16 protein-coding genes are annotated in these 16,123 nt (G+C 64.3%); 15 read left to right on the top strand and 1 reads right to left on the bottom strand.

The window, feature by feature from the left end; translation table 11 throughout:
• Window positions 1–20: 20 nt before the first annotated feature.
• The 6 genes from AC1Q7Q_RS00240 to aroA all read left to right on the top strand — a co-directional run bounded on the left by AC1Q7Q_RS00240 (window position 21) and on the right by aroA (window position 6,737).
• The gene (locus AC1Q7Q_RS00240) at window positions 21–584 is read left to right on the top strand and encodes a DUF2059 domain-containing protein (protein ID WP_043344476.1); all 564 of its coding nucleotides are present in this window, start codon (window positions 21–23) and stop codon (window positions 582–584) included.
• 122 nt (window positions 585–706) lie between these two features.
• Window positions 707–1,867, top strand: a complete 1,161-nt coding sequence (gene serC, locus AC1Q7Q_RS00245; protein WP_043344478.1) for a 3-phosphoserine/phosphohydroxythreonine transaminase — start codon at window positions 707–709, stop codon at window positions 1,865–1,867.
• Window positions 1,868–1,984: 117 nt separating this feature from the next.
• A complete protein-coding gene (gene pheA / locus AC1Q7Q_RS00250; protein WP_492373963.1) occupies window positions 1,985–3,124 on the top strand; it encodes a prephenate dehydratase in 1,140 nt (379 codons plus the stop codon).
• Window positions 3,125–3,168: 44 nt separating this feature from the next.
• On the top strand, window positions 3,169–4,284 hold the full coding sequence (gene hisC / locus AC1Q7Q_RS00255) for a histidinol-phosphate transaminase (RefSeq protein ID WP_492373990.1): 1,116 nt from the start codon (window positions 3,169–3,171) through the stop codon (window positions 4,282–4,284).
• A 140-nt stretch (window positions 4,285–4,424) separates the two neighbouring features.
• Window positions 4,425–5,333, top strand: coding sequence for a prephenate dehydrogenase (locus AC1Q7Q_RS00260; RefSeq protein ID WP_492373964.1), 909 nt, complete (start codon window positions 4,425–4,427; stop codon window positions 5,331–5,333).
• 93 nt (window positions 5,334–5,426) lie between these two features.
• Window positions 5,427–6,737: a 3-phosphoshikimate 1-carboxyvinyltransferase gene (aroA, locus tag AC1Q7Q_RS00265; RefSeq protein ID WP_492373965.1), complete on the top strand. Its 1,311-nt coding sequence runs from the start codon at window positions 5,427–5,429 to the stop codon at window positions 6,735–6,737.
• On the opposite strand, the gene AC1Q7Q_RS00270 is transcribed toward aroA, so the two are convergent.
• Entirely contained in the window at window positions 6,738–6,971 is a 234-nt protein-coding gene (locus tag AC1Q7Q_RS00270) for a DUF2061 domain-containing protein (RefSeq protein ID WP_492373966.1), read from the bottom strand. It abuts the gene before it with no gap.
• A 134-nt stretch (window positions 6,972–7,105) separates the two neighbouring features.
• On the opposite strand from AC1Q7Q_RS00270, the gene cmk reads away from it, so the two are divergent.
• The 9 genes from cmk (at window position 7,106) to AC1Q7Q_RS00315 (ending at window position 15,978) form a co-directional block, all read left to right on the top strand.
• The gene (gene cmk, locus AC1Q7Q_RS00275; protein ID WP_492373967.1) at window positions 7,106–7,768 is read left to right on the top strand and encodes a (d)CMP kinase; all 663 of its coding nucleotides are present in this window, start codon (window positions 7,106–7,108) and stop codon (window positions 7,766–7,768) included.
• A gap of 151 nt (window positions 7,769–7,919) precedes the next feature.
• Window positions 7,920–9,614 (top strand): 30S ribosomal protein S1, encoded by a 1,695-nt coding sequence (rpsA, locus tag AC1Q7Q_RS00280; RefSeq protein WP_006158411.1) that lies wholly within the window; start codon window positions 7,920–7,922, stop codon window positions 9,612–9,614.
• 32 nt (window positions 9,615–9,646) lie between these two features.
• Complete coding sequence (locus tag AC1Q7Q_RS00285) at window positions 9,647–10,144, top strand: integration host factor subunit beta (RefSeq protein ID WP_492373968.1); 498 nt, start codon at window positions 9,647–9,649, stop codon at window positions 10,142–10,144.
• 205 nt (window positions 10,145–10,349) lie between these two features.
• The gene (locus AC1Q7Q_RS00290) at window positions 10,350–10,679 is read left to right on the top strand and encodes a lipopolysaccharide assembly protein LapA domain-containing protein (RefSeq protein ID WP_492373969.1); all 330 of its coding nucleotides are present in this window, start codon (window positions 10,350–10,352) and stop codon (window positions 10,677–10,679) included.
• A 3-nt stretch (window positions 10,680–10,682) separates the two neighbouring features.
• Complete coding sequence (gene lapB / locus AC1Q7Q_RS00295; protein WP_492373970.1) at window positions 10,683–11,921, top strand: lipopolysaccharide assembly protein LapB; 1,239 nt, start codon at window positions 10,683–10,685, stop codon at window positions 11,919–11,921.
• 66 nt (window positions 11,922–11,987) lie between these two features.
• Window positions 11,988–13,361: a UDP-glucose dehydrogenase family protein gene (locus AC1Q7Q_RS00300; protein WP_492373971.1), complete on the top strand. Its 1,374-nt coding sequence runs from the start codon at window positions 11,988–11,990 to the stop codon at window positions 13,359–13,361.
• 70 nt (window positions 13,362–13,431) lie between these two features.
• The gene (gene rfaE1, locus AC1Q7Q_RS00305) at window positions 13,432–14,379 is read left to right on the top strand and encodes a D-glycero-beta-D-manno-heptose-7-phosphate kinase (protein ID WP_174423163.1); all 948 of its coding nucleotides are present in this window, start codon (window positions 13,432–13,434) and stop codon (window positions 14,377–14,379) included.
• A 40-nt stretch (window positions 14,380–14,419) separates the two neighbouring features.
• Window positions 14,420–15,415 carry an ADP-glyceromanno-heptose 6-epimerase gene (gene rfaD / locus AC1Q7Q_RS00310; RefSeq protein ID WP_174423162.1) on the top strand — a complete coding sequence of 332 codons (996 nt, stop codon included), beginning with the start codon at window positions 14,420–14,422 and terminating at the stop codon, window positions 15,413–15,415.
• Between the two features lie 185 nt (window positions 15,416–15,600).
• Window positions 15,601–15,978 (top strand): ComEA family DNA-binding protein, encoded by a 378-nt coding sequence (locus AC1Q7Q_RS00315; protein WP_174423161.1) that lies wholly within the window; start codon window positions 15,601–15,603, stop codon window positions 15,976–15,978.
• Window positions 15,979–16,123 lie beyond the last annotated feature (145 nt).

Genomic DNA, 16,123 nt, shown 5'->3' on the forward strand with positions numbered 1-16,123 from the left:
ATATTTACAAGGGAGTCACAATGCTCAAAACCTATCGACGTATCGCTGTTCTGGCTGCCTTCGTACCGGCCATGATGCTGGCCAACGCGGCGCATGCCCAGGACGCCGACAAGACCGCTGCCATCAAGGAACTGCTGACCGTGATGCAAGCCGACCAGGCCGTCAAGGGCCAGGCCGAGAACTGGCAGCAAGGCGCCAAGCAGGAAGCGCCTATGGTCCTGGAGCAGGTACTGGTCGAGAACAAGACGCTCAACGACAAGCAAAAGCAGGCTGCCGTCGAGAAGCTCAAGAAGAACGGCGCGGTGCAGCGCATGGTCGATGGTGCCGGCACGGCGTTCACCACCGATGGCTTCAAGACCGATGCCATGAAGGCCCACTACGACGCCTTCGGCAAGTACTACAGCGCCCAGGAAATCAAGGACCTGACCACGTTCCTGAAGTCGCCGACCGGCCAGAAGTTCATGGCTAACCAGGGCAAGGCGACCCAGGAAATCTGGGGCTCGATGATGCAAAAGTACGGCCCGCAAGTCGGCAAGTCGATGCGCGACGCCGCCGAGAAGGAAATCGCCGCCGCGGCGAAGTAATTCGCCGGCGGGCAGGCTGGGCGGGCGGGGCGCTGTCCTCGCCTCCCCAATCTGGCGCGGGTTTGATGGATAATGGCTGCTTGGGTAATACCGGCAGCCATTTTTCATTTCCATCTCGATCCATGAACGAACCCCAGAATCCAGCACTTGCCGCCATGATGCAGCGCGCCGTGGCCGAGCGTGTCTATAACTTCTCGCCCGGTCCGGCGGCCCTGCCGACCGAAGTGCTGCTGCAGGCAGCCGACGAGATGCTGTCGTGGCACGGATCCGGCGTGTCGGTGATGGAAATGAGCCACCGCAGCCGCGAGTTCGAGAGCATCCAGGCCGAGGCGCTGGCCAACCTGCGCGAACTGCTGCAGGTGCCGAAGAACTTCCGCATCCTGTTCCTGCAGGGCGGTGCCATCGGCGAAAACGGCATCGTGCCGCTGAACCTGATGCGCCGCGTGAACGCGGATCGTCCCAAGGCGGATTTCGTCGTCACCGGCACCTGGTCGGTCAAGTCCGAACAGGAAGCGCGCCGCTACGGCGAAGTGAATATCGCAGCCACCAGCACCGCGCAAAAGTTCGCCCGCATCCCGGATGTGGCTGACTGGAAGCTGTCGGACGATGCTGCCTACGTGCACCTGTGCACCAACGAAACCATCGTTGGCGTGGAGTTCCAGGACGTGCCCGACATCGGCCAGCACCGCGACGGCGGACCGGTCGTGGTCGCCGACGTTTCCAGCCACATCCTGTCGCGCCCGGTCGACTGGTCGCGCGTGCAGGTAGCCTACGGCGGCGCGCAAAAGAACATCGGGCCGGCCGGCCTGACTATCGTGATCGTGCGCGAAGACCTGCTGGGCCATGCGCATCCCCTGTGCCCGTCCGCCTTCAACTGGCGCCTGGTGGCCGAGCATGACTCGATGTACAACACGCCGCCGACCTATTCCATCTATATCGCCGGGCTGGTTTTCAAGTGGCTCAAGGCGCAAGGCGGCGTAGGCGCCATCGAGCAACGCAATATCGCCAAATCGCACGCGCTGTACGAGTTCCTCGACCAGAGCGCGTTCTACCGCAACGAGATCGATCCTGGCAGCCGCTCGCGCATGAACGTGCCGTTCTTCCTGGCCGACGAATCCCGCAACGACGCCTTCCTGGCAGGCGCGCGCGCCAATGGCCTGGTGCAGTTGAAGGGCCATAAGTCGGTCGGCGGCATGCGCGCCAGCCTCTACAACGCCATGCCGATCGAGGGCGTTGCCGCCCTGATCGAGTACATGCGCGAGTTCGAGCGGACCGCGGCCTGATCCTTTGTTCGCTGCGGCATCGCTTGGCGATGCCGCAGCGGTGCCGATTCGGTTTTTCCCAAGGCCATTTCACTGCCATTGGCACTGCGCAATGGCGTGGCGTAGCGGATTCATACAATGACAAATCAAGACAAGCAAGGCGTGCAGGGGGAGGCGCAGCAGGACAATGGCGCGGCCGAAAAGGCGCTGGGCGTCGAGCTGACGCCGCTGCGTGAGCAGATCGACACGCTCGACCGCGAACTGCTGGCGATGCTGAACCGCCGCGCGCAACTCGCCCTCGATGTGGGCGAGGTCAAGAAGAAATACGGCGCGCCGGTGTTCCGTCCCGAGCGCGAGCTGCAGGTGATCCGCAAGGTGCAGGGGGCCAACCCCGGCCCCCTGCTAGACGACAGCGTGGCGGCAATCTGGCGTGAAGTGATGTCGGCTTGCCGCGGGCTGGAGAAGCCGCTCGAGGTGGCCTTCCTCGGCCCGGCAGGCACGTTCTCGGAGCAGGCGCTGTACGCGCACTTTGGCCACGAGGTCAGCGGCGTACCCTGCCCCAGCATTGATGAGGTGTTCCGCGCGGTGGAAGCCGGCACCGTTGAGTACGGCGTGGTGCCGGTGGAGAATTCCACCGAGGGCGCGGTCTCGCGCACGCTGGACCTGTTCCTGCAGACCTCGCTGAAGATCAGTGGCGAGATCGCGCTGAAGGTGCACCACAACCTGATGGCGTCGTCGCCCGATATGAAGGGTGTGACCGTGGTGCGCGCGCATGCGCAGGCGCTGGCGCAGTGCCAGCACTGGCTCACGGCCAACTACCCGCACCTGGAGCGCCAGGCGGTGTCGAGCAATGCGGAAGCGGCACGCATGGCCAGCGAGGATCCCACCGTGGCGGCCATCGCCGGCGAGTCGGCGGCCAATCGCTACCACCTGCATCTGGTGCGCACGCACATCCAGGATGATCCGCATAACCGCACGCGCTTCGCCGTGATCGGCCGCTACGAGACCGAGCCCTCCGGCAGCGACCAGACCTCGATGATCCTCTCGGTGCCCAACAAGGCCGGTGCGGTCTACCAGCTGCTTGCGCCGCTGGCCGACAACGGCGTGTCGATGTGCCGGTTCGAGTCGCGCCCCGCGCGCAGCGGCGCGTGGGAGTACTACTTCTACGTCGACGTCGAAGGCCACCAGCACGATGCTTCAGTGGCGCGCGCGCTGGAAGAGCTGCGCCGCAACGCGGCTTACTTCAAGGTGCTGGGCTCGTATCCGTCCAGCCGGTAACAGGATCGGCGATCCGCGAACAACGTTTCAGAGAAGGAATGAACATGGCAGAGCAGGGCAAGCAGTTCGGTCCCGAGTATGTGCGGGCGATTTCCCCGTACGTGGCGGGCAAGCCGATTTCCGAAGTGGCGCGCGAGTTTGGCCTGGTCGAGTCCACCATCGTCAAGCTGGCCTCGAACGAGAATCCGCTCGGCATGCCCGAATCGGCCCGGACCGCTATCGCTGCCGCCGTGGCCGACCTGGGCCGTTACCCGGACGCGAACGGCTTCGCCTTGAAGGGCGCGCTGTCGGCCCGCTTCGACGTGCCGGCCGACTGGCTCACGCTAGGCAACGGCAGCAACGATATCCTGGAAATCGCGGCGCATGCGCTGGTCAAGCCGGGCGAGTCGATCGTCTATGCCGAGCATTCTTTCGCGGTGTACGCGCTGGCCACGCAGGAAGTCGGCGCGCGCGCCATTGAGGTCAAGGCGCGCGACTACGGCCACGATCTCGACGCCATGGCCGAGGCCATCGCCCCGGACACGCGCCTGGTCTTTATCGCCAATCCTAACAACCCGACCGGCACCTTCCTGCCGGCCGCCGAGATCGAGGCCTTCCTGGCCAAGGTGCCGGCCGATGTGGTGGTGGTGCTGGACGAGGCCTACAACGAATACCTGGACGACGCGCAGCAGTACGATTCGATCGCGTGGGTCCGCAAGTATCCCAACCTGCTGGTATCGCGCACCTTCTCCAAGGCCTATGGCCTGGCCGGGCTGCGCATTGGCTACGCCGTGGCGCAGCCCGCGCTGACCGATCTGCTCAACCGCATCCGCCAACCCTTCAATGTCAACAGCCTGGCCCAGGCAGCGGCGGTGGCGGCGCTGGGCGATGCGGCCTTCCTGCAGCGCAGCGCCGAGCTGAACCGTGCCGGCAAGGCGCAACTGGTGGCGGCGTTCGACCGGCTTGGCCTGCAATACGTGCCGTCCTCGGGCAATTTCGTGCTGGTGCGCGTGGGGCGGGACGATGGCGCCGGCGCGCGCGTCAACCTGGCGCTGCTCAAGCAGGGCGTGATCGTACGGCCGGTGGGCAACTACAACCTGCCGCAATGGCTGCGTATCACCATCGGCCTGCCCGAGGAAAACGCGGCGTTTATCGCGGCGCTGGAAAAGGCCCTCAAGTAAGCACTGTTGCAAGCAATGCCCCGGCCCTCTGCGGGCCGGTGGCATGCAAGCTCGCGCAAAGGCGCAATGGCGGCGCCGCCCTCCGGCGGAGAAGTTACAATATCGGATTCCCGAACTTCCTTGCCTGGCAGCGTATCCCCGTGACCGTTCCTGCGTCCGCTCCATTTTTTTCCCGTGTCGTCATTGTCGGCGTCGGCCTGATCGGCGGCTCGCTGGCACTCGCGCTCAAGCGCGCAGGTGCGGTCGGCACGGTGGTCGGCGTCGGCCGCTCGCAAGCTTCGCTCGAGCGAGCGCTCAAGCTGGGCGTGATTGACGAGGCGGCCACGCTGGAAGACGCCGCCAAGGGCGCCAGCATGATCGTGCTGTGCGCGCCGGTGGCGCAGACCTTTGCGCTGCTCCATGCACTTGAGCCGCATCTGGAGCCAGCTACGATCATCACGGATGCCGGCAGCACCAAGTCCGACGTCATCATGGCGGCCAAGACCGCGTTGGGCGACAAGGCGGCCCAGTTCGTGCCGGCGCATCCGATTGCCGGGCGCGAGCTGCATGGCGTGGAAGCGGCGCTGGACGATCTCTATGTTGGCAAGAAAGTCGTGCTGTGCCCGCTGCAGGAAAATAGCCGCATTGACGTTGCGGCCGTGCGCGCCATGTGGGAGACCGCGGGCGCCCAGTGCAGCGTGATGTCGGCCGTGCAGCACGATGCCGTGTTTGCCGCCGTCAGCCATTTGCCGCACCTGCTGTCCTATGCGCTGGTGGCCCAGGTGGCCAATGCCGAAGACGCGGCGCTCAAGCTCGATTTCGCGGGCGGCGGCTTCCGGGATTTCACCCGGATCGCGGCGTCGTCGCCGGAGATGTGGCGCGATATCTGCGTTGGCAACCGCGAGGCGATGTTGAGCGAGCTCAGCACCTACCAGGCCATGCTGGCGCATCTGAAGACCCTGATCGAAAACAGCAACGGCGAGGGCCTGGAGCGTATTTTCCAGCGCGCCAGCCAAGTGCGGCAGCAATGGGGCGCGCAGCGCGCGCCGGCTGTCAACGCCGAGCCCTGATCGCCACGCAATCCGGCGCTACACGAACGCCACGTCACCAACGAAAGCGGCGCGCCTTTCATCGAAAGCCGCCCGCCAACTAGCATGGAAACCATGGAACATCTCACGCTCGGTCCCTTCACTCGCGCTTCGGGCACGGTTCGCCTGCCGGGTTCCAAGAGCATCTCGAACCGGGTCCTGTTGCTGGCGGCGCTGGCCGAGGGCGAGACCCGCGTGTGCGACCTGCTCGACTCGGATGACACGCGCGTGATGCTGCAGGCGCTGCGCACGCTGGGCGTGGAATGGCGCCGGGAGGAAGGTGCTTGCGTGGTGCGCGGCGTGGGCGGCAAATTTCCCAACAAGGCAGCCGAGCTGTTCATGGGCAATGCGGGGACGGCCATTCGCCCGCTGACCGCGGCGCTGGCGCTGCAGGGCGGGAGCTACAAGCTGTCCGGCGTGCCGCGCATGCATGAGCGGCCGATCGGCGATCTGGTCGATGGTCTGCGCCAGATTGGCGCGAGCGTCGCCTACCTTGGCACCGAGGGCTATCCGCCCTTGCAGATTTCTCCCGCACGGATTCGCATCGATGCGCCGATCCGCGTGCGTGGCGACGTGTCCAGCCAGTTCCTGACGGCGTTGCTGATGGCCTTGCCGCTGGCCGATGCGCCTGGCGACACCATCGAGATCGAAGTGGTGGGCGAGCTGATTTCCAAGCCCTATGTGGAGATCACGCTCAACCTGCTGGCGCGCTTTGGCATCGAGATCCGGCGCGAGGGCTGGTCACGCTTCATCCTGCCGGCTCGCGCGGCATACCGCTCGCCGGGCGAAATTTTTGTCGAGGGCGACGCGTCCTCGGCCTCCTACTTCCTGGCTGCGGGCGCCATCGGCGGCGGCCCGCTGCGGGTGGAGGGCGTGGGCATGGCCAGCATCCAGGGCGACGTCAAGTTTGCCGAGGCGCTTAACCGCATGGGCGCCAACGTGATGGCCGGCGCCAACTGGATCGAGGTCCGCGGCACCGAGCGCGACGATGGCCGCTTGAACGGCATCGAGCTGGACTGCAACCATATTCCGGACGCTGCCATGACCCTGGCGGTGGCGGCGCTGTTCGCCGAGGGGCCTACTACGCTAACCAATATCGCCAGCTGGCGAGTCAAGGAAACCGACCGCATCAGCGCCATGGCCACCGAGTTGCGCAAGCTAGGCGTCGAAGTGGAGGAGGGTGCGGATTACCTGAAGGTGACGCCACCGGCCCAATCCGCCTGGCAGACCCCGGCCGCCGGCATCGATACTTACGATGACCACCGCATGGCGATGTGCTTTTCGCTGGCCGCGTTCGGTCCGCTGCCGGTGCGCATCAACGAGCCTGGCTGCGTTGCAAAGACGTTCCCGGATTACTTCGAGGTGTTTGGCGCGGTGGCGCGCTGATCACGCGGCCAGTGGCAGGTCATCGGCGCCGCGCCCGGTTTGGGGCAGGGTCTTGTGCTTCGCCACGGGTTCGCGCCGTTCCCAGTAGCGGTCGAAGAAGTAATGCGCCACAGTGTTGACTGCCGGTTCGATGAAGGTCACGGCGCCGCTGACAGCCAGATTGCCGGTCAGGGCATAAGTGACGCCAAAGGCAATGACAACGTGCATGATGCCGAACGACAGGGTCTTAGCCATGGTAGATTGCCTCGCGAAGATGTCGGTTGTTTGCTGCTTGGGCCCGCGATTTTGTCCGGTGCCTGTCATGAACTACATGCTAATGATTCCCAATTGATTTAAGAAATCAATATTTTGTTCTGTATTAATAAACAATGACTATCGTCGACGTCATCACCATCGACGGGCCCACCGCATCGGGAAAGGGCACCGTAGCGCACAAGGTGGCCGACGCGCTCAGCTTCCATTTGCTGGACAGCGGTGCGTTGTACCGCCTGGTGGCGCTCGCCAGCGAGCGTGCGGGCATCGACATGCAGGATGTGGAGGGGCTGGCCAGCCTGGCTACCCGCCTCGATGTGAAGTTCGGGCCTGACCGTGTCTGGCTGCGCGGCGAAGAGGTCAGCCTGGCCATCCGCGCGGAAGCCACCGGCAATAGGGCCTCTGCGATCGCCGTGCACCAGCCGGTGCGCGACGCCCTGACGGCGTTGCAGCGCGGTTTTCGCAAGCTGCCGGGCCTGGTTGCCGACGGTCGCGACATGGGCACCGTGATTTTCCCGGACGCCAGGCTGAAGGTGTTCCTGACGGCAAGTGTCGAGGCGCGCGCTCGCAGGCGCTATAAACAATTGATTGATAAGGGAATTTCTGCTAATATCGAAGACCTTTTGCGAGACCTTGAGTCGCGCGACCAGCGGGATCGCTCCCGCACGGCCGCGCCGCTGCGTCCCGCAGAGGATGCGCACTTGCTCGATACCTCCGACATGACGGTGGATCAGGCGGTGGCGCAGGTGCTGCATTGGTATGGCGCGCCGGGTTCCTGACTCGCGCTAGTCGAGCCGCTGCAACATCGAAGTGCCGGCAGAGCCTGCAAGCGCAGATCCGCCGGTGTTGTTCAACCTGACCCCGCTGCCCGGTGCAGACTGAGCGCGATCCACGCGCCGGCCCGAGTACTGCGGATTGATACTCAAGTTTATGTCCGACCTGCAAACTAACGAATCCTTTGCCGCACTGTTCGAGGAATCCGTCGCCCGCTCCAATATGAAGGCTGGCGAAGTGATTTCCGCTGAAGTCGTGCGCATCGACCACAATTTCGTGGTCGTCAACGCCGGCCTCAAATCGGAAGCCTTTGTGCCGGTGGAGGAGTTCCTGAACGACCAGGGCGAACTCGAAGTGCAGGCCGGCGACTACGTCTCCGTGGCCATCGACGCGCTCGAGAACGGCTATGGCGACACGATTCTCTCCCGCGACAAGGCCAAGCGCCTGGCATCGTGGCTGAACCTCGAGAAGGCGCTGGAAGACGGCGAAATCATCTCGGGCACGGTCACTGGCAAGGTCAAGGGCGGCCTGACCGTCATGGTCAACGGCATCCGCGCGTTCCTGCCGGGCTCGCTGGTCGACGTGCGTCCGATCAAGGACACCACGCCGTACGAAGGCAAGACCCTGGAATTCAAGGTCATCAAGCTGGACCGCAAGCGCAACAACGTGGTGCTGTCGCGCCGCGCCGTTGTGGAAGCGACCCTGGGCGAAGAGCGCCAGAAGCTGATGGAAACCCTGAAGGAAGGCGCTATCGTCAACGGTATCGTCAAGAACATCACGGACTACGGCGCATTCGTGGACCTGGGTGGCATCGACGGCCTGCTGCACATCACCGACCTGGCATGGCGTCGTGTGCGTCACCCGAGCGAAGTGCTGTCGGTTGGCCAGGAAATCACCGCCAAGATCCTCAAGTTCGACCAAGAGAAGAACCGCGTCTCGCTGGGCGTGAAGCAACTGGGCGAAGATCCGTGGGTCGGCATCTCGCGTCGTTACCCGCAAAGCACCCGCCTGTTCGGCAAGGTGACCAACCTGACCGACTACGGCGCATTCGTTGAAATCGAAGCCGGCATCGAAGGCCTGGTCCACGTTTCCGAAATGGACTGGACCAACAAGAACGTCGCTCCGTCGAAGGTTGTCCAGCTGGGCGACGAAGTCGAAGTCATGGTTCTGGATATCGACGAAGACAAGCGTCGTATCAGCCTGGGCATGAAGCAATGCAAGGCCAATCCGTGGGACGATTTCAGCCGTAACCACAAGAAGGGCGACAAGCTGGGCGGCCAGATCAAGTCGATCACCGACTTTGGCGTGTTCATCGGCCTGCCCGGTGGCATCGACGGCCTGGTGCACCTGTCCGACCTGTCCTGGCAAGAAACCGGCGAAGAAGCCGTGCGCAAGTACAAGAAGGGCGACGAAGTGGAAGCCGTGGTTCTGGGCATCGACGTCGACAAGGAGCGCATCTCGCTGGGTATCAAGCAGCTGTCGGGCGACCCGTTCAACAACTTCATCTCGGCTAACGACAAGGGTTCCCTGGTCAACGGCACGATCAAGACTGTTGATGCCAAGGGCGCTGTCGTGCAACTGGCTGATGACGTCGAAGGCTACCTGCGCGCATCCGAAATCTCGGCTGACCGCGTGGAAGATGCTCGCAACGTGCTGAAGGAAGGCGAACAAATCACCGCCCTGGTGGTGAACGTCGACCGCAAGTCGCGCAACATCAACCTGTCGATCAAGGCCAAGGACAACGTCGAGCAGCAAGAAGCCATGCAAAAGTTCGCTGCCGACACCGGCACGGCTGGCACGACCAACCTGGGCGCGCTGCTGAAGGCCAAGCTCGGCCAGGACAACCAGTAAGCATTGGTTCTTACGCCTGCTAGCGGATGCCCATGACCAAGTCCGAGCTTGTCGAAAAACTGGCTGCCCGGTTCCCGCAGCTGTTGCTGCGGGATGCGGACATCTCGGTGAAGACGATCCTCGACGCGATGTCCGAAGCGCTGGCTGATGGCCACCGCATCGAGATTCGCGGATTCGGCAGTTTTGGTCTGAACCGGCGTCCGCCGCGCGTGGGACGCAACCCCAAGTCCGGCGAACGTGTGCTGGTGCCCGAGAAACGGGTGCCGCACTTCAAGGCGGGCAAGGAGTTGCGTGAACGAGTCGATCGCAGCCCGGCGCTGCCGCAGGCAGGTAGCGGCGGCACTGGCGCCAATGCCAACGGAAGTCTCGTTGGCAACGGCAATGCGAATGGCGGCACCCATGGCGGCAGCAATGGCCATGGCGCTACGGCTGGTGCAGGTCATGTGACCGCGCCTGGCCCGGCGAAGCCGGCAGCCGCTGCCGGCAACGCCTTGCATGATGATGGCGGGCTGAAGCTGGCCCAGTCCTGAATCCGCTGCGTTTGGCTTGTGATGTGCCTGGATAGTCAAAAAAGCGCCCCTTATCGGGGCGCTTTTTCATTGTGCGAGCATACAAGACGTTACCGTTGGCGCGAGGCGATTCCGCTACAATGCCGGGAATCCACCGAGGGGGCACCGCCCGCCGACGTCCGCATCACCGGAGTCCGATTCATCCCATCTGCCGCATGAAGCCCGCATGAAACTTGTCGCCTGGATCATCCGCATCGTCCTGTTCGCGCTGCTGTTCGTGCTGGCGCTGCGCAATACCGCCGACGTCTCACTGCAACTCTTTTTTGATGCCGTCTGGCGCGCGCCGCTGATCCTGATCTTGCTGGCCGCGTTCGGGCTGGGCATCCTCGCCGCGCTCGCTGCGCTGGCGCCCGTGCTGATGCGCCAGCGCATGGAGGCGGGCCGGCTGCGGCGTGCGCTGGGCGAGGCGCGCAGCCAGTCGGCGGAAGGTGCGCGCGACCCACAGGCCGCGGCAGGTTCCGGTATTCCTTACAACGTAGTTGGCCCGAAAGTCTGACCCATGATTTTTGAAACCTGGTGGCTGCTGGCGCTGCCGCTCATTTTCGGCCTCGGCTGGATGGCTGCCCGCTTCGATGCGCGCCAGCTGATGAGCGAGCAGGGCGCGCTGCCGCGCTCCTATTTCAAGGGGCTGAATTTCCTGCTCAACGAGCAGCCCGACCAAGCCATCGACGCGTTCATCGAGGTGGTGCGCCTGGACCCCGAGACCACCGAGCTGCACTTTGCGCTTGGCGCTTTGTTCCGCCGGCGTGGTGAAACCGAACGCGCCATCCGCGTGCACCAGAACCTGGCTAGCCGCCAGGATCTTCCCGATGCCGAGCGCGAACACGCACTCTATGAGCTGGGCCAGGATTTCCTGCGTGCCGGCCTGCTTGATCGCGCGGAGGAATCGCTGCGCCGGCTGATGTCAGGGCCGTACGCGGCCCCGGCCAAGCATGTGCTTCTGGAGCTCTACGAAGTCGAGAAAGAGTGGAAGAAAGCCATCGACGCGGCACGCGAGCTGCAGCCGCTGGAGCAGAAGGACTACAGTGTGCAGATCGCGCAGTTCTGCTGCGAACTGGCGCAGGACGCGCTGCAGCGCAAGCAGCCCGATGACGCCATTGGCTGGCTGCAGCAGGCTGCCAAGGAAAACCCCGCCAATGTGCGTGCGCCGATGCTGCTGGGCGATGTGGCCATGGCCGCGGGCGACGCGCAAGGCGCGCTTGGCCACTGGCTGGGCATCGAGAAGCAGGACGCGTCTTACCTGCCGCTGGTGGCGGATCGGGTGGTCAAAGCGTACCGCCAGCTCGGCGACGATGGCCAGGCGCTGGAGTGGCTGCGCGGACTGCTGAAGACGAACCTGGCTGCCGAGCTGCTCGATAGTGCCTATCGCGCCGAGCTGGAGCAGCACGGCGCGCATGCCGCGGCCGTCCTGATGCGAGAGCAATTGCGCCGGCAGCCGTCGTTGCAGGCGCTGACCAAGTATTTTGAGGCGCAGGCCGCCGAGGTAGCGCAAGCCAGCGTGGCTGTCACGGCCGATGCGGCCGATGCGGCTGACGGCGAGCCGGCGGGCTCCGCGCACGATGTCGAACATGAGCAGGAGGTGTCGGCGATTCGCGACCTGCTGCAGCACCGCACGCGTAACCTGGCGCGCTATACCTGCCGCGAGTGCGGTTTCCGCGCCCGGTTGTTCTATTGGCAGTGCCCTGGCTGCAACCGCTGGGAAACCTACGCACCGCGCCGTTCCGAGGCGCTCGGCTGATGCTGGCGCCGATGTCGATGTTGCTGCTTTAGCGTCGCACGCCAATCCCTATCTGGAGTACAAGTTATGAAAGTCACCATTATCGGCAGCGGCTACGTCGGTCTAGTGACCGGGGCCTGCCTGGCCGAGCTGGGCAACGACGTGTTTTGCCTGGACGTCGATGAACGCAAGATCGCGATGCTCAATGCCGGCGGTGTGCCAATCTACGAACCGGGCTTGAAAGAGCTGATCCAGCGTAATCGCGAGGCTGGCCGGCTGACGTTTTCCACCGATGTGGCGGCCAGCGTGGAGCATGCCGACGTGCAGTTCATTGCCGTTGGCACGCCGCCTGACGAGGATGGCTCCGCCGATCTGCAATATGTGCTGGCGGCTGCCCGCAATATCGGCAAGTACATGACCGGCTTCAAGGTGGTGGTGGACAAGTCCACCGTGCCGGTCGGCACCGGCGATCGTGTCGCCGAAGCCATTCGTGAAGAGCTGGCCGCGCGCGGCCTCGAGGACCTGCAGTTCTCGGTGGTCTCCAATCCGGAATTCCTGAAGGAAGGCGCCGCGGTGGAGGACTTCATGCGTCCCGACCGTATCGTGCTGGGCTGCAATGCCGACGTGGCTGGCCGGCATGCCAAGGCGATCATGCGCCAGCTCTACGCGCCCTTCAACCGCAATCACGAGCGTACGTTCTATATGGACGTGCGCTCGGCCGAGTTCACCAAGTACGCCGCCAACTCGATGCTGGCCACGCGCATCTCGTTCATGAACGAGCTGGCGAACCTGGCCGATGAAGTCGGTGCTGATATCGAGCTGGTCCGCATGGGCATCGGTTCCGATCCGCGCATTGGCTATAGTTTCCTGTACGCCGGTGCCGGCTATGGCGGCTCGTGCTTCCCCAAGGATGTGCAGGCGCTGATGCGCACCGCCAGCGCGCATGGCAAGCCCATGCGCGTGCTGGAAGCGGTGGAAGCGGTCAACGACGCGCAAAAGCAGGTGCTGGCCGACAAGGTCGTGCGCCGCTTTGGCGAGGATCTCGCCGGGCACACCTTTGCGATCTGGGGCCTGGCCTTCAAGCCCAATACCGACGACATGCGCGAAGCGCCGTCGCGGGTGCTGGCGCAAGCGCTGGTGTCGCGCGGCGCCTCGCTGCGCGTGCATGATCCGATCTCGATGGCCGAGGCCAAGCATGCGCTGGCCCTCGATCTCGCACACATCGACGGTGGCTTTGCACGCGTGCATTTCAGCGACGCGCAGATGGACACGCTCGACGGTGCCGATGCCCTGGTCATCGTCACAGAATGGAAGGTGTTCCGCAGCCCGGATTTCAACCAGATCAAGCGCCGCCTGAAGGCCCCCGTCATCTTCGACGGACGCAATCTGTACGAGCCCGAAGCCATGCAGGAAGCGGGCATCGAATATCATGCGATCGGGCGGCCGACCACGACGCGCTGAAACGCAACCCAACGGGAACGACAAGCCAACGCCCCGGCTGACGGACCGGGCTGTGTTGCCAAGGATGTCCATGAGCAAGAACCATATTCCGCAGCAACAGATCAATCAATCGCGCATCCTGGTGGCGGGCGACATGATGCTCGACCGCTATTGGTTCGGCGATGTCGAGCGTATCTCCCCGGAAGCCCCGGTGCCGGTGGTGCAGATCAAGCGCAGCGACGAACGCCTTGGCGGCGCTGCCAACGTGGCGCGCAATGCCGCCGCGCTGGGCGCCCAGGTGGGCATGCTGGGCGTGGTCGGCGATGACGAGCCCGGCCGCACGCTGGAGGCGCTGCTCAGCGCCAGCCACGTGCAGCCCTACCTGCATCGCGACCCCAGCGTCAACACCACCATCAAGTTGCGCGTGGTGGCGCACCAGCAGCAGTTGCTGCGCGTGGACTTCGAGAATGCACCGGGACATGAAGTGCTGGCCGCGGTGCAGGATCGTTTCCTTGCCTTGGTCAAAGAGTACAAGGTCCTGGTGCTCTCCGACTACGGCAAGGGCGGCCTGGCCCACGTGGGCCGCATGGTCGAGGCTGGCCGCGCCGCGGGCTGCCTGGTGCTGGTCGACCCCAAGGGCGACGATTACTCACGCTATCGCGGCGCGACGCTGATCACCCCCAACCGTGCCGAAATGCGGCACGTGGTGGGCGCCTGGAAGACCGAGTCCGATCTCACCATCCGGGCCCAGAACCTGCGGCGCGAGCTGCATCTCGAAGCGCTGCTGCTGACGCGCTCGGAAGAGGGCATGACGCTCTACACCGAAGCCGAGGTGCTGCACGTGTCGGCGCAGGCGCGCGAAGTCTACGACGTGTCCGGCGCCGGCGACACCGTGATTGCCACGCTGGCGACCATGCTGGGCGCTGGCGTGCCGCTTAAGGAGGCCGTGCAGCACGCCAATCGCGCAGGCAGCATCGTGGTGGGCAAGCTGGGCACCGCGGTCGTCACCTATCCTGAATTGTTCGGCACGCCGGCGTAATGGCCGCGCTGCCTCCTGGCTCGTTTGAGCCCACACGACCATGACCATCATCGTAACCGGCGCTGCCGGCTTTATCGGCAGCAACCTCGTCAAGGGCCTGAACGAGCGCGGCGAAGACAATGTCGTCGCCGTCGACAACCTGACGCGCGCCGACAAGTTCCACAACCTCGTCGACTGCGAGATCCGCGACTACCTCGACAAGAGCGAGTTTCTCGAGCGCTTCAAGCGCGGTGAGTTTGGCAAGGTGCGCGCGGTGTTCCATGAGGGAGCTTGCTCCGACACCATGGAGACCGACGGCCGCTACATGATGGAGAACAATTTCCGCTACACCCAGGCGTTGATGGATGCCTGCCTGGAGCAGGGCACGCAGTTCCTCTACGCCTCTTCAGCAGCCACCTATGGCGCCTCGCAGGTGTTCAAGGAAGAGCGCCAATACGAGAAGCCGCTGAACGTCTACGGCTACTCGAAGTTCCTGTTCGACCAGGTGGTGCGGCGCACGCTGCCGTCCGCGTTGTCGCAGATCGTGGGCTTTCGCTACTTCAACGTGTATGGCCCGCGCGAAGCGCACAAGGGCCGCATGGCCTCGGTGGCGTTCCACAATTTCAACCAGTTCCGCGCCGACGGCACGGTGAAGCTGTTTGGCGAGTATGGCGGCTATGCGCCGGGTGGCCACACCCGCGACTTCATCTCGGTGGAGGACGTGGTGAAGGTCAACCTGTTCTTCCTGGAGCATCCGGACAAGTCGGGCATCTTCAACCTCGGCACCGGCCGCGCGCAGCCGTTCAACGACATTGCCGCGACGGTGGTCAACACGCTGCGCGAGGCCGATGGCCGCCCCCAGCTGACGCTCGACGAGATGGTGCAGGAGGGACTGGTGGAGTACATCAAGTTCCCCGACGCGCTGCGCGGCAAGTACCAGTGCTACACCCAGTCCGATGTCTCGCGCCTGCGTGGCGCTGGGTACAAGGATGCCTTCTACACTGTGGAAGAAGGCGTGTCGCGCTACTGCCGCTGGCTGCTGCAGAACAAGGGCTGAAGTCGCAAAGACGCGCGCGTAAGGGCGCCTTTTGTGCGCCTTGCGCGCGCTGTGGAGACACCTCGGTAGCGTTGAGGTGAACTTTTGTTGCGAGGTGCGCCAAGCCAGTTGCGCGCTCCTATCCTGCGTGTTGCTTCGTCCTGCCAGGGCGAAGCGACCTTCATCAATGGATAGGAGAAACTCCCATGTTCAAGCCAACTTTGACGCGCGCGTCCAGGCAGGTCCTGCTGGCCGCCGCCGTCTGGTTCTCGCTATCGGGTGCCGCGTTTGCGGCTGTCGATGTGAATACCGCCGATGAGGCCGCGCTGGTGTCGCTCAAGGGCATCGGGCCGGCCACGGCCAGCACCATTGTCAGCGAGCGCAGCCGGGGTGGTCCCTTCAAGGATGCCGCGGATCTCGCCGATCGGGTCAAGGGCCTGGGGCAGAAATCTGTCGTGCGCTTGCAGGAGGCCGGCATGACCATCGGTGCCGGCGGCGCTGCGGCGCCGAAGGCCACGGTGGCGGCGGCCCCGGCCAAGAAAGACGCCAAGACGGAGAAGCCGCCCGCCAAGGCCGTTCGCTAAGGTTGCCGCGGGCGTGCAGCGGGGCGCCCGCATCCAAGCTATCCGATCGTCGAAGCCCCGGCCGAGCCCGGGGCTTTTTGCTGCGCGTGCACCAGCACGAGGATCCGGCGCTGGTATGGCTCGTGCTAGTGCCGTGTGGCTTATC

The sequence above is a fragment of the Cupriavidus sp. GW823-FHT07A04 genome (genome assembly GCF_058794615.1).

What these genes read in the sequence shown, in the direction of transcription:
- rfaD (WP_174423162.1), top strand. Translation starts at nt 14,420, where the DNA reads ATGACCATCATCGTAACCGGCGCTGCCGGCTTTATCGGCAGCAACCTC.
- rfaE1 (WP_174423163.1), top strand. Translation starts at nt 13,432, where the DNA reads ATGAGCAAGAACCATATTCCGCAGCAACAGATCAATCAATCGCGCATC.
- lapB (WP_492373970.1), top strand. Translation starts at nt 10,683, where the DNA reads ATGATTTTTGAAACCTGGTGGCTGCTGGCGCTGCCGCTCATTTTCGGC.
- AC1Q7Q_RS00290 (WP_492373969.1), top strand. Translation starts at nt 10,350, where the DNA reads ATGAAACTTGTCGCCTGGATCATCCGCATCGTCCTGTTCGCGCTGCTG.
- aroA (WP_492373965.1), top strand. Translation starts at nt 5,427, where the DNA reads ATGGAACATCTCACGCTCGGTCCCTTCACTCGCGCTTCGGGCACGGTT.
- pheA (WP_492373963.1), top strand. Translation starts at nt 1,985, where the DNA reads ATGACAAATCAAGACAAGCAAGGCGTGCAGGGGGAGGCGCAGCAGGAC.
- AC1Q7Q_RS00270 (WP_492373966.1), bottom strand. Translation starts at nt 6,971, where the DNA reads ATGGCTAAGACCCTGTCGTTCGGCATCATGCACGTTGTCATTGCCTTT.
- cmk (WP_492373967.1), top strand. Translation starts at nt 7,106, where the DNA reads ATGACTATCGTCGACGTCATCACCATCGACGGGCCCACCGCATCGGGA.
- hisC (WP_492373990.1), top strand. Translation starts at nt 3,169, where the DNA reads ATGGCAGAGCAGGGCAAGCAGTTCGGTCCCGAGTATGTGCGGGCGATT.
- AC1Q7Q_RS00315 (WP_174423161.1), top strand. Translation starts at nt 15,601, where the DNA reads ATGTTCAAGCCAACTTTGACGCGCGCGTCCAGGCAGGTCCTGCTGGCC.
- AC1Q7Q_RS00285 (WP_492373968.1), top strand. Translation starts at nt 9,647, where the DNA reads ATGACCAAGTCCGAGCTTGTCGAAAAACTGGCTGCCCGGTTCCCGCAG.
- AC1Q7Q_RS00300 (WP_492373971.1), top strand. Translation starts at nt 11,988, where the DNA reads ATGAAAGTCACCATTATCGGCAGCGGCTACGTCGGTCTAGTGACCGGG.
- rpsA (WP_006158411.1), top strand. Translation starts at nt 7,920, where the DNA reads ATGTCCGACCTGCAAACTAACGAATCCTTTGCCGCACTGTTCGAGGAA.
- serC (WP_043344478.1), top strand. Translation starts at nt 707, where the DNA reads ATGAACGAACCCCAGAATCCAGCACTTGCCGCCATGATGCAGCGCGCC.
- AC1Q7Q_RS00240 (WP_043344476.1), top strand. Translation starts at nt 21, where the DNA reads ATGCTCAAAACCTATCGACGTATCGCTGTTCTGGCTGCCTTCGTACCG.